The organism is Defluviimonas sp. D31, from assembly GCF_033436765.1.
Classification (GTDB): Bacteria; Pseudomonadota; Alphaproteobacteria; order Rhodobacterales; family Rhodobacteraceae; genus Albidovulum.
Genome location: NZ_JAWQFN010000001.1, coordinates 154,169 through 172,882, shown reverse-complemented (window position 1 = coordinate 172,882; position 18,714 = coordinate 154,169). Strand labels below are relative to the sequence as shown.

Genomic DNA, 18,714 nt, shown 5'->3' with positions numbered 1-18,714 from the left:
TCATGCGATTGTCCAAAACGGCGGAGAATATGAACGAACTGGACGAAACAGATCAGGCCCTGATCGCCGCGCTCCGGCGCGACGGGCGCGCGTCTCTGTCGGAACTCGCCGCTCGGCTCGGGCTGGCGCGGGCCACCGTGCGGGCGCGGATGGAGCGGCTCATGGCGCGCGGCGAGATCCAGGGCTTCACCGTGGTCACGCGCGGCGATCTCACGGCGATGCCGGTGCGCGGGCTGATGATGATCGGTATCGAGGGCCGCGGCGCGGATCGGGTCGTGGCGCGCCTCTCCGGGCTTCCGGAGGTGCAGGCGGTGCATTCGACGAATGGCCGCTGGGATCTCATCGCCGAGATCGGAACCCGGACGCTCGAGGAGTTCGACCGGGTTCTTGCGATGATCCGCAAGCTCGACGGGGTGACGGCGAGCGAGACGAGCCTGATGCTTGCGACAAGACGCGCCGGACGCCGATGAAGCCCGCTCAGGTCCGGCGGGCGGCGGCGATCCAGAGCGCGGCCAGCGCGAAGGAAAGGATCGCGTTCCAGGCCGCCATGGAGAGGCCGGCGAACATCCAGGCGACCTCGTCGCAGCGCACGAGCGGCGCCGCCATGATCTGGTTCAGGAGATCCTCGGCCGACCCGGCGAGGTCGCCGGACGAAGTGCAGGTGTCGGGCCCCGGCCACCAGCGCAGCTCGACGCCGGCATGGAACACGCCGATACCGGCCGTGGTCAGGGCCGCCAGCGCGCCGACCCACGGCAGCCATCCGAGCGACTTGACGAGCGCGATCCCGCCGATCGCGATCGCGATCCCGTGCGGCCAGCGCTGCCAGATGCAGAGCTTGCAAGGCGCGTAGCCGAGCGCCTGGAAGACGAAGGCGCCGGCGAGCAGGGCGAGCGAGCCGCCCGCGGCCAGGAGGATCAGGCGGGTGCGCGTCAAAGGTACCTCACCGCCGCGAAGCCTCCGATCAGGAGCGCCATGGCGATACTGAAGACGATCCCGAGGCGACGCTCGATGAAGTCGCGGATCGGCTCGCCGAACTGCCACAGAAGTCCGGCAACGATGAAGAAGCGCAGCCCCCGCGCGGCGATCGCCGAGATAACGAAGACCGGCAGAGACAGGCCGGTCCAGCCCGAAACGATGGTGATGACCTTGAAGGGGAAGGGCGTCACGCCGGCGATGAGTACCGCCCAGGCGCCGTATTCGTTGAAATGCTGCGCGAAGGACGCGCCCGCTTCGGTCTTTCCGTAGAATTCAAGGATCGGCTGGCCGACGCTTTCGAAGAGCACCGCGCCGATGAAATAGCCGAAGAGCCCGCCGAGAACCGAGGTGACGAGGGCGATCGTGGCGATCAGCCAGGCCCGCGACGGCCGCGCGATGATCATCGGGATCATCAGGATGTCGGGCGGGATCGGGAAGAACGAGCTTTCTATAAAAGAAACGACCCCGAGCGCCGACAAAGAGCGCGGATGCTCCGCGAGCCGGATCGTCCAGTCATACAAAGCGCGGATCATCAGTATTGCCCAAAAATGCCTCGCCGCCGTTAGGCCACGTGCGGGCCTTGGCGTCAAGCGGGACAATCTTTGTCTTCCGGCGCGAGCGGGGTTAGTCTGGAATGCGTGGGCATTCTTGGTTTTCCGAGGGGGGCAAAATGAAATGGCAGGGACGTCGCGGCAGTCGCAACATAGAGGACCGGCGCCGCATGAGCGGCGGGCGGGCCGGAGGGATCGGTATCGGCGGTCTTCTGGCGATCCTTGCGATCGGGTATTTCCTCGGAGTTGATGTCACGCCGATGCTGTCCGGTGGGCCGGGTACCGGCACGAGCGGCGGCGGCGGCGAGCTGACCGATGCCGACCGGCGCGCCGGCGAATTCGTCTCGGTCACGCTGGCCGACACCGAGGAAATCTGGGCCGAGATTTTTTCGCGCGAACTCGGCCAGCGGTATGAGCCGCCGACGCTGGTCCTGTTCAAGGCCGTGACGCAATCGCCCTGCGGCGGCGCGTCTGGTGCGACCGGCCCGTTCTACTGCCCGCTCGACCGCAAGGCCTATCTCGACACCCAGTTCTTCACGACCCTCGCGCAGCGCCTCGGGGCGAAGGGCGATTTCGCCGCCGCCTATGTCGTGGCCCACGAGATCGCCCATCACGTCCAGAACGAGCTCGGGATCCTCGGAGAGGCCAACAAGATCCGCCAGCGTTCCAGCGAGGCCCAGTCGAACGCGATCTCGGTCCGTATCGAGCTGCAGGCCGATTGCTTCTCCGGCGTCTGGGCGCGCCATGCCGGCGAGCGGTTCGGCAGTCTCGATCCAGGAGACGTTGGCGAGGCGATGAATGCCGCCCGCCAGATCGGCGACGACACGTTGCAGCGCAATGCCGGCCAACGGCCGATGCCGCATACGTTCACCCATGGCACGTCCGAACAGCGGCAGCGTTGGTTCGCGCAAGGGTACGAAAGCGGCTCCGTCGCCGCCTGCGACACGTTCAGCACGAACGCGCTCTGAGCGCCTCCAAACAGCTTGTCTTCGGCGCGGCGGGCGGCTAGACCGCTTCTCGCGTTGCCCGAGTGGCGGAATGGTAGACGCAGCGGATTCAAAATCCGTCGCCGCAAGGCGTGCGAGTTCGAGTCTCGCCTCGGGCACCATCCGGAATGAATCGAGCCGATTCCCGCGCCGCGCGGACGAATCAAAACATGCAGGCGCATGTGAGAAAGCGAACAAACCGGGTTCATGGAGGGGAATTGGTGGTGGTTCGCGAACGATTGTCGGCCACAATATCGCCACAAAGCCCGCGCTGCGATGTTCGCGGGATTTTTTATCGTATCCAAAATGGAAACTCTTGGTTGCCGGAGCGGGGGGTGTTGGCGCCGCCGGCTGCGATCCTCTGGCAGGGGTGGCGGGTAATTTGTGTGGCTCCGGGATTCGGGCCCTGCATCTAGTTGCGGCGGCCTGGCGGGCCATCCTTTTTTCGAACTTCGCAAGATCAATTTTCTCAACAATTGGCAACATTCTTTGAACTTACGCTGCCTTCTTGTCGCCATTTTTCAGTTGGCGTCGCAGGGCACCAAAGGTATCCTGATAGACGTCCTTCGGAGAGTTTTATCTGGGGGCTGGGGGGTTTGGTTCTCGATCGGCGGCAAGTGAATCGTCGCGCCGGTGAGAGCCAAATATCCAGAATGACCGATGGGGATTTAGCCCCATTACGAGTAGCGCGGAAACAATCGGTTCCGCGGTAAGTTATAAGTTCGGCCATCCCACGACCCGAAATAGCGGGAGTTTTGTGAGTTTATTGAGTGGGTGCGAGGCGTGGGTAAACGGTGGATGGCAATTTCTGAGTGCGGCATTATTGGCGGCCTGGGGTTTATTTTCAAAGACGGATTCCCGGCCGCCGAATTTTCCCGGAACTCGAAGTCCGCTCCGGCTGATTTGGCCGGACTTTTTCATGGAACAGAATCCGACGGCGTTCTCCAGCATGGTAAGGGTTTCATACCGAGCTGCTGCCTGGGCGTCGCGGCCAAGGGCGGCGCTCAGATCGCGGCGACGACAGAATAGTCTTCGTCGCCATTGATGCGATCGGCGCCGCCCTGACGACGGGCCCAGGATCGTGCCGTATCTCCCACCCGATGAAATCGCCTGCAGTGCCGATTGCTTCGGCCGGACCATGTCCGGAGCGTGAATTCATGATGCGAGTCGACCGCGCTGGACCAGTAGCGCGGTGGCAGCGTGTCTCGTGCAAGCTTGCGGCGCGAACCGTTTTCAGGGCAGACAACCGTGGAGTGCGGCCGGCGCAAGTTTCGCAGCGTCGCGACCGAAATGTCGCAAGCTCGCCCAAATGCGACCGCATTCGGCACTTAGCCACAAGATCGAGTGTTTGATTGTGCTATGTGGTCATGGTGTTGGAACGAGTCGCTATGAATGTCGATACGGAAACGAAGGTTGTGGCAAACCGATCCCTTGAGATTGATGTGAAAGAGATGCTGGCGACGGCGGACGCGAGGACGCCCGAAACATGCCCTCGCACGCCCTGTTTTATCTCAGGGGCCAGTATCGCGACGGCTCGCGGCGAAACAGCAATCGAGAGCCTTCGGCCCGGCGATCGTATTCTGACGCGCGACAACGGTTATCGTCCCCTGCGCTGGATCGGCGCACGTCATTTCGACGCCGCCGCGCTGACGCGGTTCGCCGAGCTTCGGCCCGTTACGATCCGGCGCGGCAGCCTAGGCCCCGACATGCCGTCACGCGACCTGACCGTCAGTCCGCAGCACCGGATACTGGTGAGTGGCGAGGCGGCGCGCCTCCTTGGCGCCGAGAGCGAGGTTCTGGTGGCGGCCTGCGACCTCGACCCGGTGCAGATCGTACCGGGGGTCCACGCCGAGGTGACCTATTTCCATCTCATGTTCGACGCCCACGAGGTGATCCTCGCCGACGGCGCCTGGAGCGAGAGCTTCCGGCCGGATCGCGCGGCGCTCGATGGGTTGCACACGGCGCAGCTGCGGGAAATCCTGACGATCTTCCCCGAGCTCGCGACCGAGGCCGGTCTGACCGCCTACGCGCCCGCACGGGCCGGGTGGAGTCGTCCCGGCGTGAAGCGTGTCGCGCTGGCCGCCTGAACGATCCGCATCGTCAGCTCTCGCGACGGCGGCGCCACGCGTCCCAGTCCTCCGGCGTGTCGAGATCGAGGATGGCCCGGTCTCCGGGCAGGACAAGGGTGCGGACGGATTCGCCTTCAAGGACGACGCGAGCGCCGCGGTCCCCGGTCAGAACCCTCAGCTCCTGCAAGAGCCTGCGGGGGAAGATCACCGGATGGCCTTCGGCACCGGTTTCCGTAGCGGCGCGCAGCGGGTGGGTCGGGTCCTCGGCGAATGCCGCGATCAGACGCGTCAGGTCTTCCCGCTCGATATCGGGCATGTCCGGCATAAGCACCATCAGGCCTTCGACCGGCCCGGCGTGATCCGCGCCGGCGCGCAGGCTTGCCGAGAACCCGTCATGGGCGTCCGCGACCGGCACGATCTCCAGCCGGAGCCCCGTCAGCGCGGCGCGGCGCCCCGGCGCGGACGGGCCGCTCGCGGGCAGTGTCACCAGCACCCGCTCGCCGGTCCGCGCCGCCATCGCCGCGACCCGGCGCAGCAGAGGCTCGCCGTCGATATCGGCGAGAAGCTTGTCCGATCCGCGCATGCGCCGGGATGCGCCCGCGGCCGGAATCAGGATTGCAAGCCCGGCCATCCCTGGCGCTCCTGCATTGCGGCGTAGAACCCCGCCATTCGTCCTGCCCCAGTATTCCAACCGGAACCTTCAGGTGCAACCCGGCAGAAAGTGCGTACCGCGCCGCGCCCCTGACGGGCCGCGGCGCGGGCGGTTCAGCCGCGCATCCGGGCGCCGTCGGCGTCCCAGAGCGGGCCGGCCACCAGCCGTGCCTTGCGGCGCTGGCCGAGGATCTCGATCTCGGCCTCGAGCCCGTCGCGGATCATGTCGACCGGGACGAAGCCCTGCGCCACCGACTGGCCGGTCCAGTGCGAATAGCCGCCCGAAGTGCAGAAACCCACGACCGCGTCGCCGATCCAGATCGGCTCATAGGCCACGACGTCGGCATCGGCCGCATCGACGATGAAGGCGCAGAGCCGGCGCTTCGGACCTTCTGCCTTCTCCTTCATCGCGGGTGCTTTGCCGATCCAGTCGGCCTCCTTGTTCCAGCGGATGAAGCGGTCGATGCCGGTCTCGCCGGGGAAGTAGTCGGGCGAGAACTCCCGCGCCCAGGAGCCGAAGAGCTTGTCGAGCCGCAAGGACATCATCGCTCGCATCCCGAAGGGCTTCAGCCCAAGCTCCTGGCCTGCGGCCCAGAGCGTGTGCCAGAGCGTGCGCTGGCTCATGAAGTCGGTGAAGATCTCGTAGCCGAGATCGCCGGTGTAGCTCACGCGCTGGACGAGGCAGTCGGCCATGCCGATGGTCATGCGTTTCGCATCCATGAACCGGAACGCCTCGCCCGAGACGTCCGACCGGGTGACGCGGCTCAGAAGCTCGCGCGCGTTCGGCCCGGCGATCTGGAAACCGGTGACGCGGTCAGAGACATTCTCGACCGTCACGCCGGCGTCGAGATTGCTTTCGAACCAGCGCAGGTGCTGGTCCTGCGCGCCGTAGGAGCCGGTGATGCGGAACTCGGTTTCCGAGATGCAGGTGACGGTGAAGTCGCCGATGATCTTGCCCTTGGGCGAGAGCATCGGGGTCAGCGTGAGCCGCCCCGGCTTCGGGACCGCGCCCGCCATGATCCGGTCGAGCCAGGCGCGCGCGTTCGGCCCCGTGACGCGGAACTTGCCGAAGTTCTGGACCTCGTTGATGCCGACGGCTTCGCGCACCGCGCGGACCTCGGCGGCCGTGGCCTCCCAGGCGTTGGAGCGCTTGAAGGACGGCGTCTCATAGCGCGGCTCGCCGGGAAGGGCGAAGTAGTTCACGACTTCAAGTCCGTACTGCTGGCCCCAGACCGCGCCCATCCCGTCGAAGATGTCGTACATCGGCGTGGTGCGGAAGGGCCGCGCGGCGGGGCGTTCCTCGTTCGGGTAGGAAACCGAGAAGCGCATCTGGTAGTTCTCGATCACCTTCGGGACGGTGTAGCCCGGCGTCGTCCACTTGCCGAAGCGGGCCACGTCGAAGCCGCGCGGGTCGCATTCGGTCTCGCCGTGGATCATCCATTCGGCGAGCGACTTGCCCATGCCGCCGCCCTGGCTGAACCCGGCCATGACGGCGCAGGCGGACCAGTAGTTGCGCAAGCCCGGCACCGGGCCGATCAGGGGGTTGCCATCCGGCGCGAAGGTGAAGGGGCCGTGGATCACGCTCTTGACGCCGGCCTTCTCCAGAACCGGGAAGCGCTTGTAGGCGAAGGCGACGGACTCCTCGATCTTGTCTAGATTGTCGGGAAGGAGTTCATGACCGAAGGTCCAGGGCGTGCCGTCGATCGACCAGCCTTCGCAGGGCTTCTCGTAGAAACCGATGCAGAGGCCGCGACCCTCCTGGCGCAGGTAGCTTTCGCCGCCGGGATCCATGACGTGGGGGAACTCGTGGCCGGATTTCAGGATCTCCATGATCTCGGGGATGTCGTCGGTGACGAGATACTGGTGCGCCATCGGCAGCAGCGGCAGGTAGACGCCCGCCATCGCCGCCACCTCGCGCGCCCAGAGGCCGCCCGCGTTGACGATGTGCTCGGCGTGGATCGTGCCCTTTTCGGTCACCACGTCCCAGCCGCCGTCGGGGCGGGGATTGGTCTCCAGCACCCGGTTGTGCTCGACGATCTCGGCCCCGCCCATCTTTGCGGCGCGGGCATAGGCATGGGTGGTGCCGGAGGGGTCGAGGTGGCCGTCCAGGGGATCGTAGAGGCCGCCGATAATGCCCTTGGTGTTGACGAGACCGTCGGTAAGCGTCTCGATCTCCGCCGGGCTAAGGATCTCGGTATGAAGCCCCATGTAGCGGTGCTTGGCGCGTTCGGCGACGAGCATCTCGTAGCGCGCCTGGTTGTCGGCGAGCGTGACGCCGCCGACATGGTGGAGCCCGCAGGACATGCCGGTGATCGCTTCCAGCTCCTTGTAGAGCTGGATCGTGTAACCCTGAAGGGCAGCCATGTTGGTGTCGCCGTTCAGCGTGTGGAACCCTCCCGCCGCGTGCCAGGTGGAGCCCGACGTAAGCGTCGAGCGCTCGATCAGCATCACGTCCTTCCAGCCGTATTTCGTCAGGTGATAGAGCACCGAACAGCCGACGACGCCGCCGCCGATGACCGCGACCTGGACATGAGACTTCATGGATGGATACCCCCGTATTGCGGCCCGGTCGGGCCGGTTTGGCGCGAGAATGTCAAATCGCTGGCAGCGGAGAGAGCGCATCCGCGACAATCTTTGTCGCATTCCTTGCGTGAGCGGTCGAATTCGACCGCTCCGCCCGCAGGCCGGATTTGCACTTCGTGGGCGCTGCGCTAAGGAGGGGATAACGCCGGGCAGCCAATGGAGCCGCGCTTGATTGGTCCGCAATCCGCTGTCTGGGCGCTTGTCCTTCTCGTCATCCTCGTCACCCTAGCCAGCCTCAGGCCGCTCCTGCCGATCGACGAGACGCGCTATCTCGATGTCGCCTGGGAGATGCGGCTTTCGGGCGATGTCTTCCACCTGACGCGGAACTTCGAACTCTACACCCAAAAGCCGCCGCTCCTGTTCTGGCTGATCAACCTTGTCTGGCAGTTTGCCGGTGTGAGCGAATTCGCCGCGCGGCTGGTGGCGCCCGCTTTTGGCGTGGCTTCGGCCATCGCGATGGCTGGGCTCGCCCGGCGGCTCTGGCCGGAGGATGAGGGCGTGGGCGCGAGGTCTATCCTTGTGCTCACGGGTTTCACGGTCTTCCTGATCTATGCGAGCCTGACGCTTTTCGACACGATGCTGACCTTCGCCACGATCCTCGGCGTGGGGCTCCTGTGGCGGATCGGGCAGGGCGAGCGCGGCCGCTGGCTCTGGATAGCGTTCGGGCTCGTCCTCGCGCTCGGGGTCTATGCCAAGGGGCCGGTGATCTTCGTCCACCTGATGCCGGTCCTTCTGACCATGCCGTTCTGGGCGCCGTCGCCGCCGCGTCTGGTCGAGGCTGGCAAGGGCTTCGGAATCGCTCTTGGCGCGGGGCTCTTTCTCGTCGCGGTCTGGCTTGTGCCGGCGCTGATCGGCGGTACCGCGGCCTATCGCGAGGAACTGCTCTGGACCCAGTCGGCGGCGCGGGTGGCCGGCGGCCTTGCCCATGACCGGCCGGTCTGGTTCCTCGCGTCTTTGCTGCCGGTCCTCTTGTTTCCCTGGGCCTGGTCCTGGCGGCTCTGGCCCGCGGTCGTGCGGGCGGTGCGGGGCGATGCAGGCGGACGGATGCTGGCAATCTGGGCCGGGTCGGGGCTGGTCCTCTTCTCGCTGATCTCCGGAAAGCAGATCCACTACCTCATCCCGGAATTTCCCGCCGTGGCGATGCTCATGGCGCGGGCGCTTGGAAGCGTCGAGCGGACCGGACGCGGCGGCTCGGCGGCGGCGGCCATTCCGGTCGTCATCGGTCTCGCCGCGCTCGCGCTTGCGTTGGGGCTGATCTCGACCACAGGCGACCTTGAGCCCTTGAAGCCCGGCTGGGTCGTCGCGCTCTTTGGCCTTGTCTGCATTGCGCTCGGCGTCTTTGGCTGGCGGCTGACCTTCACCCGGGCCCATGCCGTGTTCGGCATCGGGATTGCTGCCGCGCTGCATATCCTGATCGAGACGACCGGGTTTCACACCGCCGACGACCACCACGAAATCAGCGCGAAACTGGCGGCGGCGGAGAACGGCGGGCTCGCGGTGGCCGAGATGATCTACAATGCCGAGTTCAACTTCGGCGCGCGCCTGACCACGCCGGTCGCGGTACTGTCGGGGCCGGACGCCCTGCGCAGCTGGAGCGCCGCGTATCCCGAAGGGCTGCTCTTCGGCCCCGTGGACCGCGTTCCGCTCACCTCCGAACCCGAATCGGAAACCTTCTATAACGGGACCCGTTACGGCTTCTGGTCCGCCGCGACCGTCGCCGCCAGCATTCGCGGCTGAGGCGCGGGTAGCAACCGCCCCGAAAACGATCGCAGCGCGCCCCGGGTTCAGGGACGCGCTGCGATTTGCCGGTCACGTTGGCCGTTGCGTCAGCGTTCCGGGATCAGTCCCCTCGGGCTGAACCTCAGCACCAGGAGAAGCACCAGCCCCATCGTCAGGAGCCGCATATGCGCGGCGCTGTCCTGAAGGTGCGATTTCAGCGCGCCTTCGGCCATGCCCGAGGTGATGAGGCCCATGAGCGCATGGCCCCAGGGTTCGACCTTGATCCAGAGGAACCAGATCAGGAACCCGCCGAGGACCGAGCCCCAGTTGTTGCCCGAGCCACCAACGATCACCATGACCCAGATGAGGAAGGTGAAGCGCAAGGGGTTGTAGGTGCCGGGCGTGAGCTGGCTGTCGAGCGTCACGATCATCGCGCCGGCGAGGCCGCAGACCGCCGAGCCGAGGATGAAGATCTGCAGGTGCCTGCGGGTGACATCCTTGCCCATCGCCTCGGCCGCCGTCTCGTTGTCGCGGATTGCCCGCATCATCCGGCCCCAGGGCGAATTGAGCGCCTTCTCCGACGCCCAGATGAGCGCGAGAAGGATCACCACGAAGAGCCCAGCATAGAGGAGCTTCACAGCGACCGTCGAGGCCGTGACCGGGTCGGAGCCGAAGTTCGCGGCCCAGTCGACGAAACCGGGGTCACGCTGCAGGTCGACCTCGTAGGGCACGGGGCGCGGGATCGAGATCACGTTCTTCACGCCGCGCGCCAGCCAGTCCTCGTTCTTCATCACCGCGATGATGATCTCGCCGATGCCGAGCGTGGCGATGGCGAGGTAGTCGGAGCGCAGGCCAAGCGCGGTCTTGCCGATCACCCAGGCGGCGCCGGCGGCGAAGAGCGCACCGACCGGCCATGCCAGGAGCACCGGCAGGCCGAGCCCGCCAAGATTGGAATGCGTCGCGGGCTGGAAGGATTCGACGACGTTGACCGCCGGGTCGAAGACCGCGCGGAAAAGGAAGAAGCCGCCGATCAGCAACGCGAGGATCGCCAGCGTCCGGCTGCTGCCCCGGAGGCGTCCGTACAGCACGATCGCAAGCGCGATGATCGCGAGCCCGATGAGGAGCGCGAGGATCAGCCGGAAGCCACCCTGTGCGGTCCAGACCTCGGTCACAGGCGCAGTCGAGACCAGCACCGGGGCGAGCCCGCCGAGCGCCACGAAACCGACGATGCCGACGTTGAAGAGCCCGGCATAGCCCCATTGCATGTTCACGCCCAAGGCGAGGATCGCCGAGATAAGCCCCATGTTGAGGATGCCGAGCGCGGTGTTCCAGCTGCCGCCGAAGAGCCCGAAAGCCGTGGTCGTGCCCTCGAGCACGATCAGGAGCGCGACGAAGCCGAAAAGGAGGAGGTTGCGCAGGTTCATACCGCTTTCCCCTTGAAAAGCCCGGTGGGCTTGAAGAGCAGGACGGTCACCAGGATCGCGAAGGAGACCGCGAACTTGTAATCGGTCGACAGAAGCTGGGCGAGCCCGTCGGGCGCCAGAGACTCCGGCAGGACGTAGGTCGCGACCTTTTTCCAGGCATAGGTGAAGCCGACCTCGGAGAACGCGATCAGGAAGCCGCCCGCGATCGCGCCAAGGGGATTGCCCAAGCCGCCGACGATGGCGGAGGCGAAGATCGGCAGCAGGAGCTGGAAGTAGTTGAAGGCCTTGAACGACTTGTCGAGCCCGTAGAGCGTGCCCGCGATCACCGCGAGCCCCGCGGCGATGACCCAGGTGACCGCGACGACGCGCTCGGGGTTGATGCCGGAGAGAAGCGCCAGGTCCTCGTTGTCGGAATAGGCCCGCATCGACTTGCCGGTGCGGGTCCGGTTGAGGAACCAGAACAGCGCGGCCACGACGATCACCGCGGTGAGGATGGTCAGGCCCTGCGTCGAGCGGAAGGCAAGGCCCTCTGCCAGCCCTGTGGCTTTCTTGAACTCGTTCGCGTTGACGATGAACCGGCCGCCGTCGTCGAAGCGGATCTCGCCGACGCCGATGATGAAGCGGGTGACGCCGTTCATGATGAACATCACGCCCATCGAGACGATGACCAGGATCACGGGCGCCGCCTTCTGGCGCCTGTAGAAGCGGTAGACCGCCTTGTCGGTGAAAAGTACCAGCGCCGCGGTGATCGCGATGCCGAAGGGCAGGGCGAGGAGCGCGGTCGGCAGCGGGCCGAAATGGATGCCAACGGACTGGAACGCCCAGGTGACCAGGATCACCATCGCGGTGCCGAAGGCCATCGTGTCGCCGTGGGCGAAGTTGGAAAAGCGCAGGATCCCGTAGATCAGCGTGACCCCGAGGGCCCCCAGCGCCAGCTGCGCGCCGTAGGAGGTGGCGGGGATCACGACGAAGTTCAGAAGTGCCACGATCGCGTTGAGGAATTCCATGTCTCAGCCCCCGAGGAAGGTGCGGCGGACGTCCGGGTCGGCGAGAAGCGCCGCTCCGGTATCCGTGTAACGATTGGCGCCCTGGACGAGGACATAGCCCCGGTCGGCGATCTCCAGTGCCTGGCGGGCGTTCTGTTCGACCATCAGGATCGAGATCCCGGTGCGGGCAACCTCGATGATGCGGTCGAAAAGCTCGTCCATGACGATGGGCGAGACGCCGGCCGTCGGTTCGTCGAGCATAAGGAGCTTCGGCTTGGTCATCAGCGCCCGGCCCACCGCGACCTGCTGGCGCTGGCCGCCCGAAAGCTCTCCGGCCGGCTGACGGCGCTTTTCCTTCAGGATCGGGAAGAGGTCGTAAACCTGCTCCATCGTGCGGCGGAAATCGTCCTGACGGATGAAGGCGCCCATCTCGAGGTTCTCCTCGACGCTCATCGAGGGGAAGACGTTGTTGGTCTGCGGCACGAAGCCCATGCCCTTTGCCACCCGGTCCTGCGGCGTGAGCGCGGTGATGTCCTCGCCGTCGAGCTTCACATGGCCGCCACGCAGGTTCAGCATGCCGAAGACCGCCTTCATCGCGGTCGACTTGCCGGCGCCGTTCGGCCCGACGATGACTGCGATCTGGCCTTTCTCGACCGTCAGCGTGCAGTCGTGGAGGATGTCGGCCGCGCCGTAGCCGCCGGTCATGTTCTCGGCTGCGAGGAACGGTCCGCCGGGAGCGGGATGGGCCTTCCCGCCCTTGGCCGGGTATTCAAGCTCGCCGCCGCCCGCCTTGGTGATCGACCGGTCCTTGTTGCCGCGGTCGTCCTTGTAGGGGTTTCCTGAACTGCTCATGCCCCGGCCTCCGCCTTGACCTTGTTCTTCAGGCCGCGGCCGAGATAGGCCTCGATCACTGCCTCGTTCTGCATGATGCTGTCGGCCGAACCCTTGGCAAGCACCTTGCCCTCGGCCATGACGATCACCGGGTTGCAAAGGCGGCCGATGAAATCCATGTCGTGCTCGATGACGCAGAACGTGTAGCCGCGTTCCTTGTTCAGCCGCACGATCGCGTCACCGATCGTGTTGAGAAGGGTGCGGTTCACGCCCGCGCCGACCTCGTCTAGAAAGACGATCTTGGCGTCGACCATCATGGTGCGGCCAAGCTCCAGAAGCTTCTTCTGACCGCCAGAGAGATTGCCGGCACGCTCGTCTGCAAGATGTGAAATCGTAAGGAAATCAAGAACTTCGTCGGCTTTCTTCGCGAGATCGGCCTCTTCGCGCGCGATCCGGCGCCGGTGGAACCAGGTGTTCCACAGCGTCTCTCCCGACTGGCCGGCGGGGACCATCATCAGGTTCTCGCGCACGGTCATGGAGGAGAATTCATGCGCGATCTGGAAGGTGCGCAGAAGCCCCTTGTGAAAGAGGTCATGCGGCGGCAGGCCGGTAATGTCTTCGCCGTCCATGATCACCCGGCCAGAGGTCGGCTGGTAGACCCCGGCGATGACGTTGAAGAGCGTGGACTTGCCGGCTCCGTTTGGCCCGACCAGCCCGGTGATCGAGCCCTTGGCGATCTCGATCGACGCGCCGTCGACGGCCCTGAAGCCGCCGAAATGCTTGTGCAGATCCTCGACGACGATCATGCATCCCCCTTGCTTACCTGACGCGAGATTCGCGCCGAAAGCTGTTGTTGTAAAACGAAAAGTCAGCCCGGATAAACCGGACTGACCCGATGTCGCGCTGAGGCTCCCTCAGTGGAACTTCGTCGTGGTGATCTTGCCGTCCTTGAACTCGTACTCGCGGTACGCGCCGGCGGCTTCGCCCGGCCCGATCAGTTCGACCGCCGAGGCGCCGACATAGTCGATGTCGGTCCCGGCCGCGATAAGCTCGAGCCCCTTGGCCAGCTCACCCGGATAGATCGGCTCGCCCGGAGCGTTGGCGACGTCCATCACCTTGCCCATCAGGTCCGCGGACTTCGACGAGCCGGCCGCCTGCATGGCGAGCATGATCAGCGCCGCGGCGTCGTAGCTCTCGCCGGCATAGGAGGACGTACCGTCGAAGCCGGCGGCCGTTGCCATCTCCTGGAAGGTCGCGCCGCCGGGGCTGTCGGTGCCCGGAACGGTGCCGAACGAGCCATCGAGGGAGGTGCCGAACTTTTCTTCCAGAACCGTGCCATACATGCCGTCGGGCAGCACGAAGGTCGAGAAGGCGCCGGTGTCGAGCGAGCCCTGGATGATGCCCGAGCCGCCCTGGTCGACATAGCCCGCGACGATCAGCGCATCACCGCCGGCGGAGGCCAGCGCGCCGACCTCGGCCGAGTAGTCGGCCTTGCCGTCCTCGTGCGCGGCCGAGATCGTGACCGTGCCGCCCGAGGCTTCGATCGCCGACTGGATGCTGTCGGCCAGGCCCTTGCCGTAGTCGTTGTTGGTGTAGGAGATCGCAACCGAACCGATGCCGCGCTCCTTCAGAACGTCGGCGATGATGACGCCCTGGCGCGCGTCCGACGGCGCGGTGCGGAAGAAGAGGCCATTGTCCTCGGCCGAGGTCAGGCCGGGCGAGGTCGCCGAGGGCGACACCATCACGATGCCGTTAGGCACCGCGACGTTGGCGAGGATCGCGCCGGTGACGCCCGAGCAGTCCGCGCCCATGATCGCGCTAACGCCGTCGGTGGTCACGAGGCGCTCGGCCGCAGCCTGCGCGGCGGCGGCGTCGACGCAGGTCGAGTCGCCGCGGACCGAGGTCACGGTGGAACCGTCGAGCAGCTTGCCCGAGTCAGACACTTCCTTCATTGCCAGCTCGGCGCCCGAGCCCATCATCGGAGTGATCGATTCCAGCGGTCCGGTGAAGCCCAGGATCACGCCGATCTTGATGTCCTCCGCGCCGGCCGCGCCGGTCATGAGGGCTGCAGCCGCGGTGGCGGCCAGAAGTCTTTTCATCGTTCACTCCCATGTTGGAACGTTGTCCTGTCGGCAAACTAGAGCGCCTGAATCGAAAAGAAAAGCCACAGAGCAGCTAGCAATTCGCCGGTGTCTGTCGGCAAAGTGACTGGACCGACCGCCGAACGGCCCTATTTTCGGATAAGCAATCCGAAAGGGGCTACCATGCTCGTTGTCGTGGCTCTCGTGAGGCAGTGTCTCCTTGCGCTCATACTGATGTCGGGCGCAGTTTATGCGGGGCCACTTGAGACGTCGGTCGGCCGTCTGGATATAGAACGGGTGGCAGAGGGGCTGCGCGAACCGTGGTCGCTGGCGTTCCTCCCGGATGGCGGATTTCTGGTCACCGAGCGCGACGGTCGCCTGACGCGGTTTCGCTCCGATGGGGCTGCCATCGAGATCGGAGGCGTTCCCGAGGTCTGGGCCGGAGGGCAGGGCGGTCTGTTCGACATCCTCGTGCCGCGCGATTTCGCTACGAGCGGCGAGGTGCTTCTGAGTTTCGCCCGGCCCCAGGGTCGCGGAGCAGGAACCGCGGTGGCGGCGGCGCGGCTCGGGCCGGACCGGCTCGACGGGCTGAGGATAATATGGGAAATGCCGGCGGGCTCTTCCGGAAGGCGGCATTTTGGCGGGCGGCTGGTCGAGGCGCCGGACGGCGCGATCTTCCTCACCATCGGCGAGCGGGGTGCATTCGATCCGGCGCAGGATCTGGACATGCTGCACGGCAAGATCGTCCGCATAACCCGCGACGGACGCGCCGCCCCCGGCAACCCGTTTCCCGACCGCGCGGGCGGCGTTATCTGGAGCTATGGCCACCGCAATCCCCAGGGCCTTGCCTTCGACGAGGGGGGGAGGCTCTGGGCCTCGGAACATGGCGCGCGGGGCGGCGACGAGGTCAACCTGATCGAGAAGGGCGCGAACTACGGCTGGCCGGAGATCGCCTATGGTCGCCACTACAGCGGATTGAAGATCGGTCGCGGCACGTCGGCGCCCGAAATGGAGCAGCCGAAGCATTACTGGGATCCCTCGATCGCGCCCTCGGGGCACATGATCTATTCCGGCAAGCTCTGGCCCGGCTGGCGCGGCAATCATTTTGTCGGAAGTCTCAAATTCGACTACATCGCCAGGCTCGACCCCGAAGCGGGCTGGGCGGAGGAGGCGCTGAAAGCCGACGAGACCGCCCGCGTCCGCGATATCCGCGAGGCGCCGGACGGCACGATCTGGTTCCTCTCCGTCGACCGCGGCGCCGTCTACCGGATCCGACCGGAATGACGCGGGTCAGATCGACAGGCGCGGCGTGGCCACGTTCGGCGCGCCATGCGAGCCGCGCTCGCGGTAGGGCGTGGTCTTGTAGTGCGCCCGGTAACATTTGGAGAAATGCGAGGGACTCGCGAAGCCGCAGGCCAGCGCGACGTTGATCACGCTCATGTCGGTCTGCATCAGGAGGTTGCGCGCCTTTTGCAACCTCAATTCCATGTAATACCGCTTGGGCGAGCGGTTGAGATAGCGCCGGAACAGCCGCTCGAGCTGGCGGGTCGACATGCCGACATCCTCGGCCAGATCGGCCGGGCTGATCGGATCCTCGATGTTCTGCTCCATCATCTGGATGACCTGGGAGAGCTTCGGATGCCGGACCCCGATCCGGGTCGGGATCGACAGCCGCTGGGTATCCTGGTCGGTGCGGATCGAGGAATAGATGAGCTGGTCGGCCACGGTGTTGGCGACATCCTCGCCGTGGTCCTGGGCGACGATCTTCAGCATCATGTCGATCGAGGCGGTGCCGCCCGCCGTCGACATCCGGTTGCCATCGACGACGAAGACCGATTTCGTCAGCTTCACTTCCTCGAACTCCTCGAGGAAACTGTCCTGGTTCTCCCAGTGGATCGTCGCGCGTTTGCCATCCAGAAGCCCGGCCTTGGCGACGGTATAGGCGCCCGTGCAGAGTCCGCCGATCGGTACGCCGCGCCGCGCCTCGCGCCTCAACCAGTTCAGGATCGGCTTGGTCGTCGCGGACTGCACGTCGATGCCGCCGCAGACGAGGACGGTGTCCTCGCGGTCGATCTCCTCGAGCCCCATGTCGAGCTTGAAGGCCGCGCCGTTCGAGCAGGTGCTGAGATCGCCGCCCTCGCCGGCCAGGATCCAGGTATAAGCCTCGCGCCCGAGCACGCGGTTGGCGATGCGCAGCGGTTCGATCGCGCCGGCGAAGGACAGCATCGTGAAGCGGTTGAGCAAAAGGAACACGAAGCGCCGTTGCCGGAGCGTGCTGTCCGCCTCTTTCTTGCCCTTGGCAGGACCGACCGGCATAATGCGACCCATCATTGTCGTTTTGCGCATAAGAAACACTATTGGCGGTCTCCCGCAAGCGGCATTTGCGACCAAAACGGTTTGCAGGGGCGCGGCCGCTTGAGTATAAGCCGCCCGTTGACGGCACTGCTTTCAGGAGAGTTGAGATGACCAAGGGCTGGACCAAATCCGACTGGCGCGCCAAGCCGCGGGTGCAGATGCCCGACTATCCCGATCAGGCCGCCTTGAATGCTGTCGAGGCGCAGATCGCGGCCTATCCGCCGCTCGTCTTCGCCGGCGAGGCGCGCAAGCTCAAGCGCGCGCTCGGCGAGGTGAGCCAGGGCCGCGCATTCCTGCTTCAGGGCGGCGACTGCGCCGAGAGCTTCGCCGAATTCTCCGCCGACAATATTCGCGACACGTTCAAGGTGCTGTTGCAGATGGCGATAGTGCTGACCTGGGGCGCCAAGCTCCCCGTGGTCAAGATCGGACGCGTCGCCGGCCAGTTCGCCAAGCCGCGCTCGGCCGCGACCGAGACGCTGGAGGGGGTGGAACTTCCCTCCTACCGCGGCGACATCATCAACGGCTTCGACTTCACCGAAGCCGCGCGGGTGCCCGACCCGGCGCGGATTCTTCAGGCCTATACCCAGGCCGCGGCCTCGCTGAATCTCCTGCGCGCCTTCTCGACGGGCGGATTCGCCGACATGCACCGGGTCCAGAGCTGGATCTCTGGCTTCACGGATGAGGACGAGGCCAAGCGCTACCGTGAAGTGGCGACGCGGATCCAGGACGCGATGGACTTCATGGCGGCCGCCGGCGTCACCTCGGACACCGTCCACGCGATGGCGGCGGTGGATTTCTACACCAGCCATGAGGCGCTGCTTCTTGAATACGAAGAGGCGCTCTGCCGGATCGATTCGACCTCCGGCCTGCCAGTCGCGGGCTCGGGCCACATGATCTGGATCGGTGATCGTACCCGGCAGCCGGACGGCGCCCATGTCGAGTTCTGCCGCGGCGTGCAGAACCCGATCGGACTCAAGTGCGGCCCGTCGCTTTCGTCGGACGACCTCAAGGTGCTTCTGAAGAAGCTCAATCCGGAGAACGAGGCCGGCCGGCTGACCCTCATCGCGCGCTTCGGAGCGGGCAAGGTCGGCGACCACCTGCCGCGGCTGATACGGGCGGTCGAGGAGGAGGGCGCCAAGGTTGTCTGGACCTGCGATCCGATGCACGGCAACACGATCAAGGCCGCCTCGGGCTACAAGACCCGGCCCTTCGACAGCGTTCTGCGCGAAGTGCGGGAGTTCTTCGCCGTTCACAAGGCCGAGGGCACCATTCCCGGCGGCGTGCATTTCGAGATGACCGGCAAGGACGTGACCGAATGCACCGGCGGCGTGCGCGCGGTGACGGACGAGGATCTTTCGGACCGCTACCACACCGCCTGCGACCCGCGGCTCAACGCCTCGCAGTCGCTGGAACTGGCCTTCCTCGTCGCAGAGGAACTGCAGGGCCGGCGCGCGATGCAGAAAGCGGCCGGGATGTAACCGGCGAGACCATCTGAGGTTACCT

The 18,714-nt window shown here is 65.8% G+C and carries 17 protein-coding genes and 1 tRNA gene; 8 read left to right on the top strand and 10 right to left on the bottom strand.

The window, feature by feature from the left end; genetic code table 11:
• Positions 1-38 precede the first annotated feature (38 nt).
• On the top strand, positions 39-470 hold the full coding sequence (locus tag R5H32_RS00840; protein ID WP_318337324.1) for an Lrp/AsnC family transcriptional regulator: 432 nt from the start codon (positions 39-41) through the stop codon (positions 468-470).
• Between the two features lie 7 nt (positions 471-477).
• On the opposite strand, the gene R5H32_RS00835 is transcribed toward R5H32_RS00840, so the two are convergent.
• The gene (locus R5H32_RS00835; RefSeq protein ID WP_318336793.1) at positions 478-933 is read right to left on the bottom strand and encodes a disulfide bond formation protein B; all 456 of its coding nucleotides are present in this window, start codon (positions 931-933) and stop codon (positions 478-480) included.
• A complete protein-coding gene (locus tag R5H32_RS00830) occupies positions 930-1,508 on the bottom strand; it encodes a YqaA family protein (protein ID WP_318336792.1) in 579 nt (192 codons plus the stop codon). The genes R5H32_RS00835 and R5H32_RS00830 overlap by 4 nt, the downstream gene beginning before the upstream one ends.
• Before the next feature lie 137 nt (positions 1,509-1,645).
• On the opposite strand from R5H32_RS00830, the gene R5H32_RS00825 reads away from it, so the two are divergent.
• The 4 genes from R5H32_RS00825 (at position 1,646) to R5H32_RS00810 (ending at position 4,599) form a co-directional block, all read left to right on the top strand.
• Positions 1,646-2,494 carry a neutral zinc metallopeptidase gene (locus tag R5H32_RS00825; RefSeq protein WP_318336791.1) on the top strand — a complete coding sequence of 283 codons (849 nt, stop codon included), beginning with the start codon at positions 1,646-1,648 and terminating at the stop codon, positions 2,492-2,494.
• 56 nt (positions 2,495-2,550) lie between these two features.
• Positions 2,551-2,634 (top strand) — tRNA-Leu (locus R5H32_RS00820).
• Positions 2,635-3,310: 676 nt separating this feature from the next.
• Positions 3,311-3,541 carry a hypothetical protein gene (locus R5H32_RS00815; RefSeq protein ID WP_318336790.1) on the top strand — a complete coding sequence of 77 codons (231 nt, stop codon included), beginning with the start codon at positions 3,311-3,313 and terminating at the stop codon, positions 3,539-3,541.
• A gap of 359 nt (positions 3,542-3,900) precedes the next feature.
• Positions 3,901-4,599, top strand: coding sequence for a Hint domain-containing protein (locus R5H32_RS00810; protein WP_318336789.1), 699 nt, complete (start codon positions 3,901-3,903; stop codon positions 4,597-4,599).
• Positions 4,600-4,612: 13 nt separating this feature from the next.
• Here R5H32_RS00810 and R5H32_RS00805 read toward each other — a convergent pair whose 3' ends face one another.
• Both R5H32_RS00805 and R5H32_RS00800 read right to left on the bottom strand, forming a co-directional pair.
• Positions 4,613-5,212 (bottom strand): nucleotidyltransferase family protein, encoded by a 600-nt coding sequence (locus R5H32_RS00805; RefSeq protein ID WP_318336788.1) that lies wholly within the window; start codon positions 5,210-5,212, stop codon positions 4,613-4,615.
• Between the two features lie 134 nt (positions 5,213-5,346).
• The gene (locus R5H32_RS00800) at positions 5,347-7,773 is read right to left on the bottom strand and encodes an FAD-dependent oxidoreductase (protein ID WP_318336787.1); all 2,427 of its coding nucleotides are present in this window, start codon (positions 7,771-7,773) and stop codon (positions 5,347-5,349) included.
• Between the two features lie 210 nt (positions 7,774-7,983).
• Between R5H32_RS00800 and R5H32_RS00795 the strand changes: the two genes are divergently transcribed.
• Complete coding sequence (locus tag R5H32_RS00795; protein ID WP_318336786.1) at positions 7,984-9,552, top strand: ArnT family glycosyltransferase; 1,569 nt, start codon at positions 7,984-7,986, stop codon at positions 9,550-9,552.
• Between the two features lie 89 nt (positions 9,553-9,641).
• Here the strand turns inward: R5H32_RS00795 and R5H32_RS00790 are convergent, their stop codons facing one another.
• From R5H32_RS00790 to R5H32_RS00770, 5 genes are all read right to left on the bottom strand, one after another.
• Positions 9,642-10,958: a branched-chain amino acid ABC transporter permease gene (locus R5H32_RS00790; protein WP_318336785.1), complete on the bottom strand. Its 1,317-nt coding sequence runs from the start codon at positions 10,956-10,958 to the stop codon at positions 9,642-9,644.
• A complete protein-coding gene (locus tag R5H32_RS00785) occupies positions 10,955-11,965 on the bottom strand; it encodes a branched-chain amino acid ABC transporter permease (RefSeq protein ID WP_318336784.1) in 1,011 nt (336 codons plus the stop codon). Before R5H32_RS00785 ends, R5H32_RS00790 begins: the two co-directional genes overlap by 4 nt.
• Positions 11,966-11,968: 3 nt before the next feature.
• On the bottom strand, positions 11,969-12,796 hold the full coding sequence (locus R5H32_RS00780) for an ABC transporter ATP-binding protein (RefSeq protein ID WP_318336783.1): 828 nt from the start codon (positions 12,794-12,796) through the stop codon (positions 11,969-11,971).
• A complete protein-coding gene (locus R5H32_RS00775) occupies positions 12,793-13,581 on the bottom strand; it encodes an ABC transporter ATP-binding protein (protein WP_318336782.1) in 789 nt (262 codons plus the stop codon). The genes R5H32_RS00780 and R5H32_RS00775 overlap by 4 nt, the downstream gene beginning before the upstream one ends.
• 108 nt (positions 13,582-13,689) lie before the next feature.
• Entirely contained in the window at positions 13,690-14,874 is a 1,185-nt protein-coding gene (locus R5H32_RS00770) for an ABC transporter substrate-binding protein (protein ID WP_318336781.1), read from the bottom strand.
• Between the two features lie 216 nt (positions 14,875-15,090).
• Here R5H32_RS00770 and R5H32_RS00765 point away from each other — a divergent pair, with 216 nt between their 5' ends.
• The gene (locus R5H32_RS00765; RefSeq protein WP_318336780.1) at positions 15,091-16,140 is read left to right on the top strand and encodes a PQQ-dependent sugar dehydrogenase; all 1,050 of its coding nucleotides are present in this window, start codon (positions 15,091-15,093) and stop codon (positions 16,138-16,140) included.
• A 6-nt stretch (positions 16,141-16,146) separates the two neighbouring features.
• Here R5H32_RS00765 and R5H32_RS00760 read toward each other — a convergent pair whose 3' ends face one another.
• Positions 16,147-17,172, bottom strand: a complete 1,026-nt coding sequence (locus R5H32_RS00760) for a GlxA family transcriptional regulator (protein ID WP_318337323.1) — start codon at positions 17,170-17,172, stop codon at positions 16,147-16,149.
• Positions 17,173-17,318: 146 nt separating this feature from the next.
• Between R5H32_RS00760 and R5H32_RS00755 the strand changes: the two genes are divergently transcribed.
• Positions 17,319-18,689 (top strand): class II 3-deoxy-7-phosphoheptulonate synthase, encoded by a 1,371-nt coding sequence (locus R5H32_RS00755; protein WP_318336779.1) that lies wholly within the window; start codon positions 17,319-17,321, stop codon positions 18,687-18,689.
• Positions 18,690-18,714: the final 25 nt, after the last annotated feature.

Bases quoted from the DNA above. Each gene is read 5' to 3' on its own strand.
- R5H32_RS00830 (WP_318336792.1), bottom strand. From the start codon at position 1,508: ATGATCCGCGCTTTGTATGACTGGACGATCCGGCTCGCGGAGCATCCG.
- R5H32_RS00825 (WP_318336791.1), top strand. From the start codon at position 1,646: ATGAAATGGCAGGGACGTCGCGGCAGTCGCAACATAGAGGACCGGCGC.
- R5H32_RS00815 (WP_318336790.1), top strand. From the start codon at position 3,311: ATGGCAATTTCTGAGTGCGGCATTATTGGCGGCCTGGGGTTTATTTTC.
- R5H32_RS00810 (WP_318336789.1), top strand. From the start codon at position 3,901: ATGAATGTCGATACGGAAACGAAGGTTGTGGCAAACCGATCCCTTGAG.
- R5H32_RS00805 (WP_318336788.1), bottom strand. From the start codon at position 5,212: ATGGCCGGGCTTGCAATCCTGATTCCGGCCGCGGGCGCATCCCGGCGC.
- R5H32_RS00800 (WP_318336787.1), bottom strand. From the start codon at position 7,773: ATGAAGTCTCATGTCCAGGTCGCGGTCATCGGCGGCGGCGTCGTCGGC.
- R5H32_RS00790 (WP_318336785.1), bottom strand. From the start codon at position 10,958: ATGAACCTGCGCAACCTCCTCCTTTTCGGCTTCGTCGCGCTCCTGATC.
- R5H32_RS00785 (WP_318336784.1), bottom strand. From the start codon at position 11,965: ATGGAATTCCTCAACGCGATCGTGGCACTTCTGAACTTCGTCGTGATC.
- R5H32_RS00780 (WP_318336783.1), bottom strand. From the start codon at position 12,796: ATGAGCAGTTCAGGAAACCCCTACAAGGACGACCGCGGCAACAAGGAC.
- R5H32_RS00775 (WP_318336782.1), bottom strand. From the start codon at position 13,581: ATGATCGTCGTCGAGGATCTGCACAAGCATTTCGGCGGCTTCAGGGCC.
- R5H32_RS00770 (WP_318336781.1), bottom strand. From the start codon at position 14,874: ATGAAAAGACTTCTGGCCGCCACCGCGGCTGCAGCCCTCATGACCGGC.
- R5H32_RS00765 (WP_318336780.1), top strand. From the start codon at position 15,091: ATGTCGGGCGCAGTTTATGCGGGGCCACTTGAGACGTCGGTCGGCCGT.
- R5H32_RS00760 (WP_318337323.1), bottom strand. From the start codon at position 17,172: ATGCCGGTCGGTCCTGCCAAGGGCAAGAAAGAGGCGGACAGCACGCTC.
- R5H32_RS00755 (WP_318336779.1), top strand. From the start codon at position 17,319: ATGACCAAGGGCTGGACCAAATCCGACTGGCGCGCCAAGCCGCGGGTG.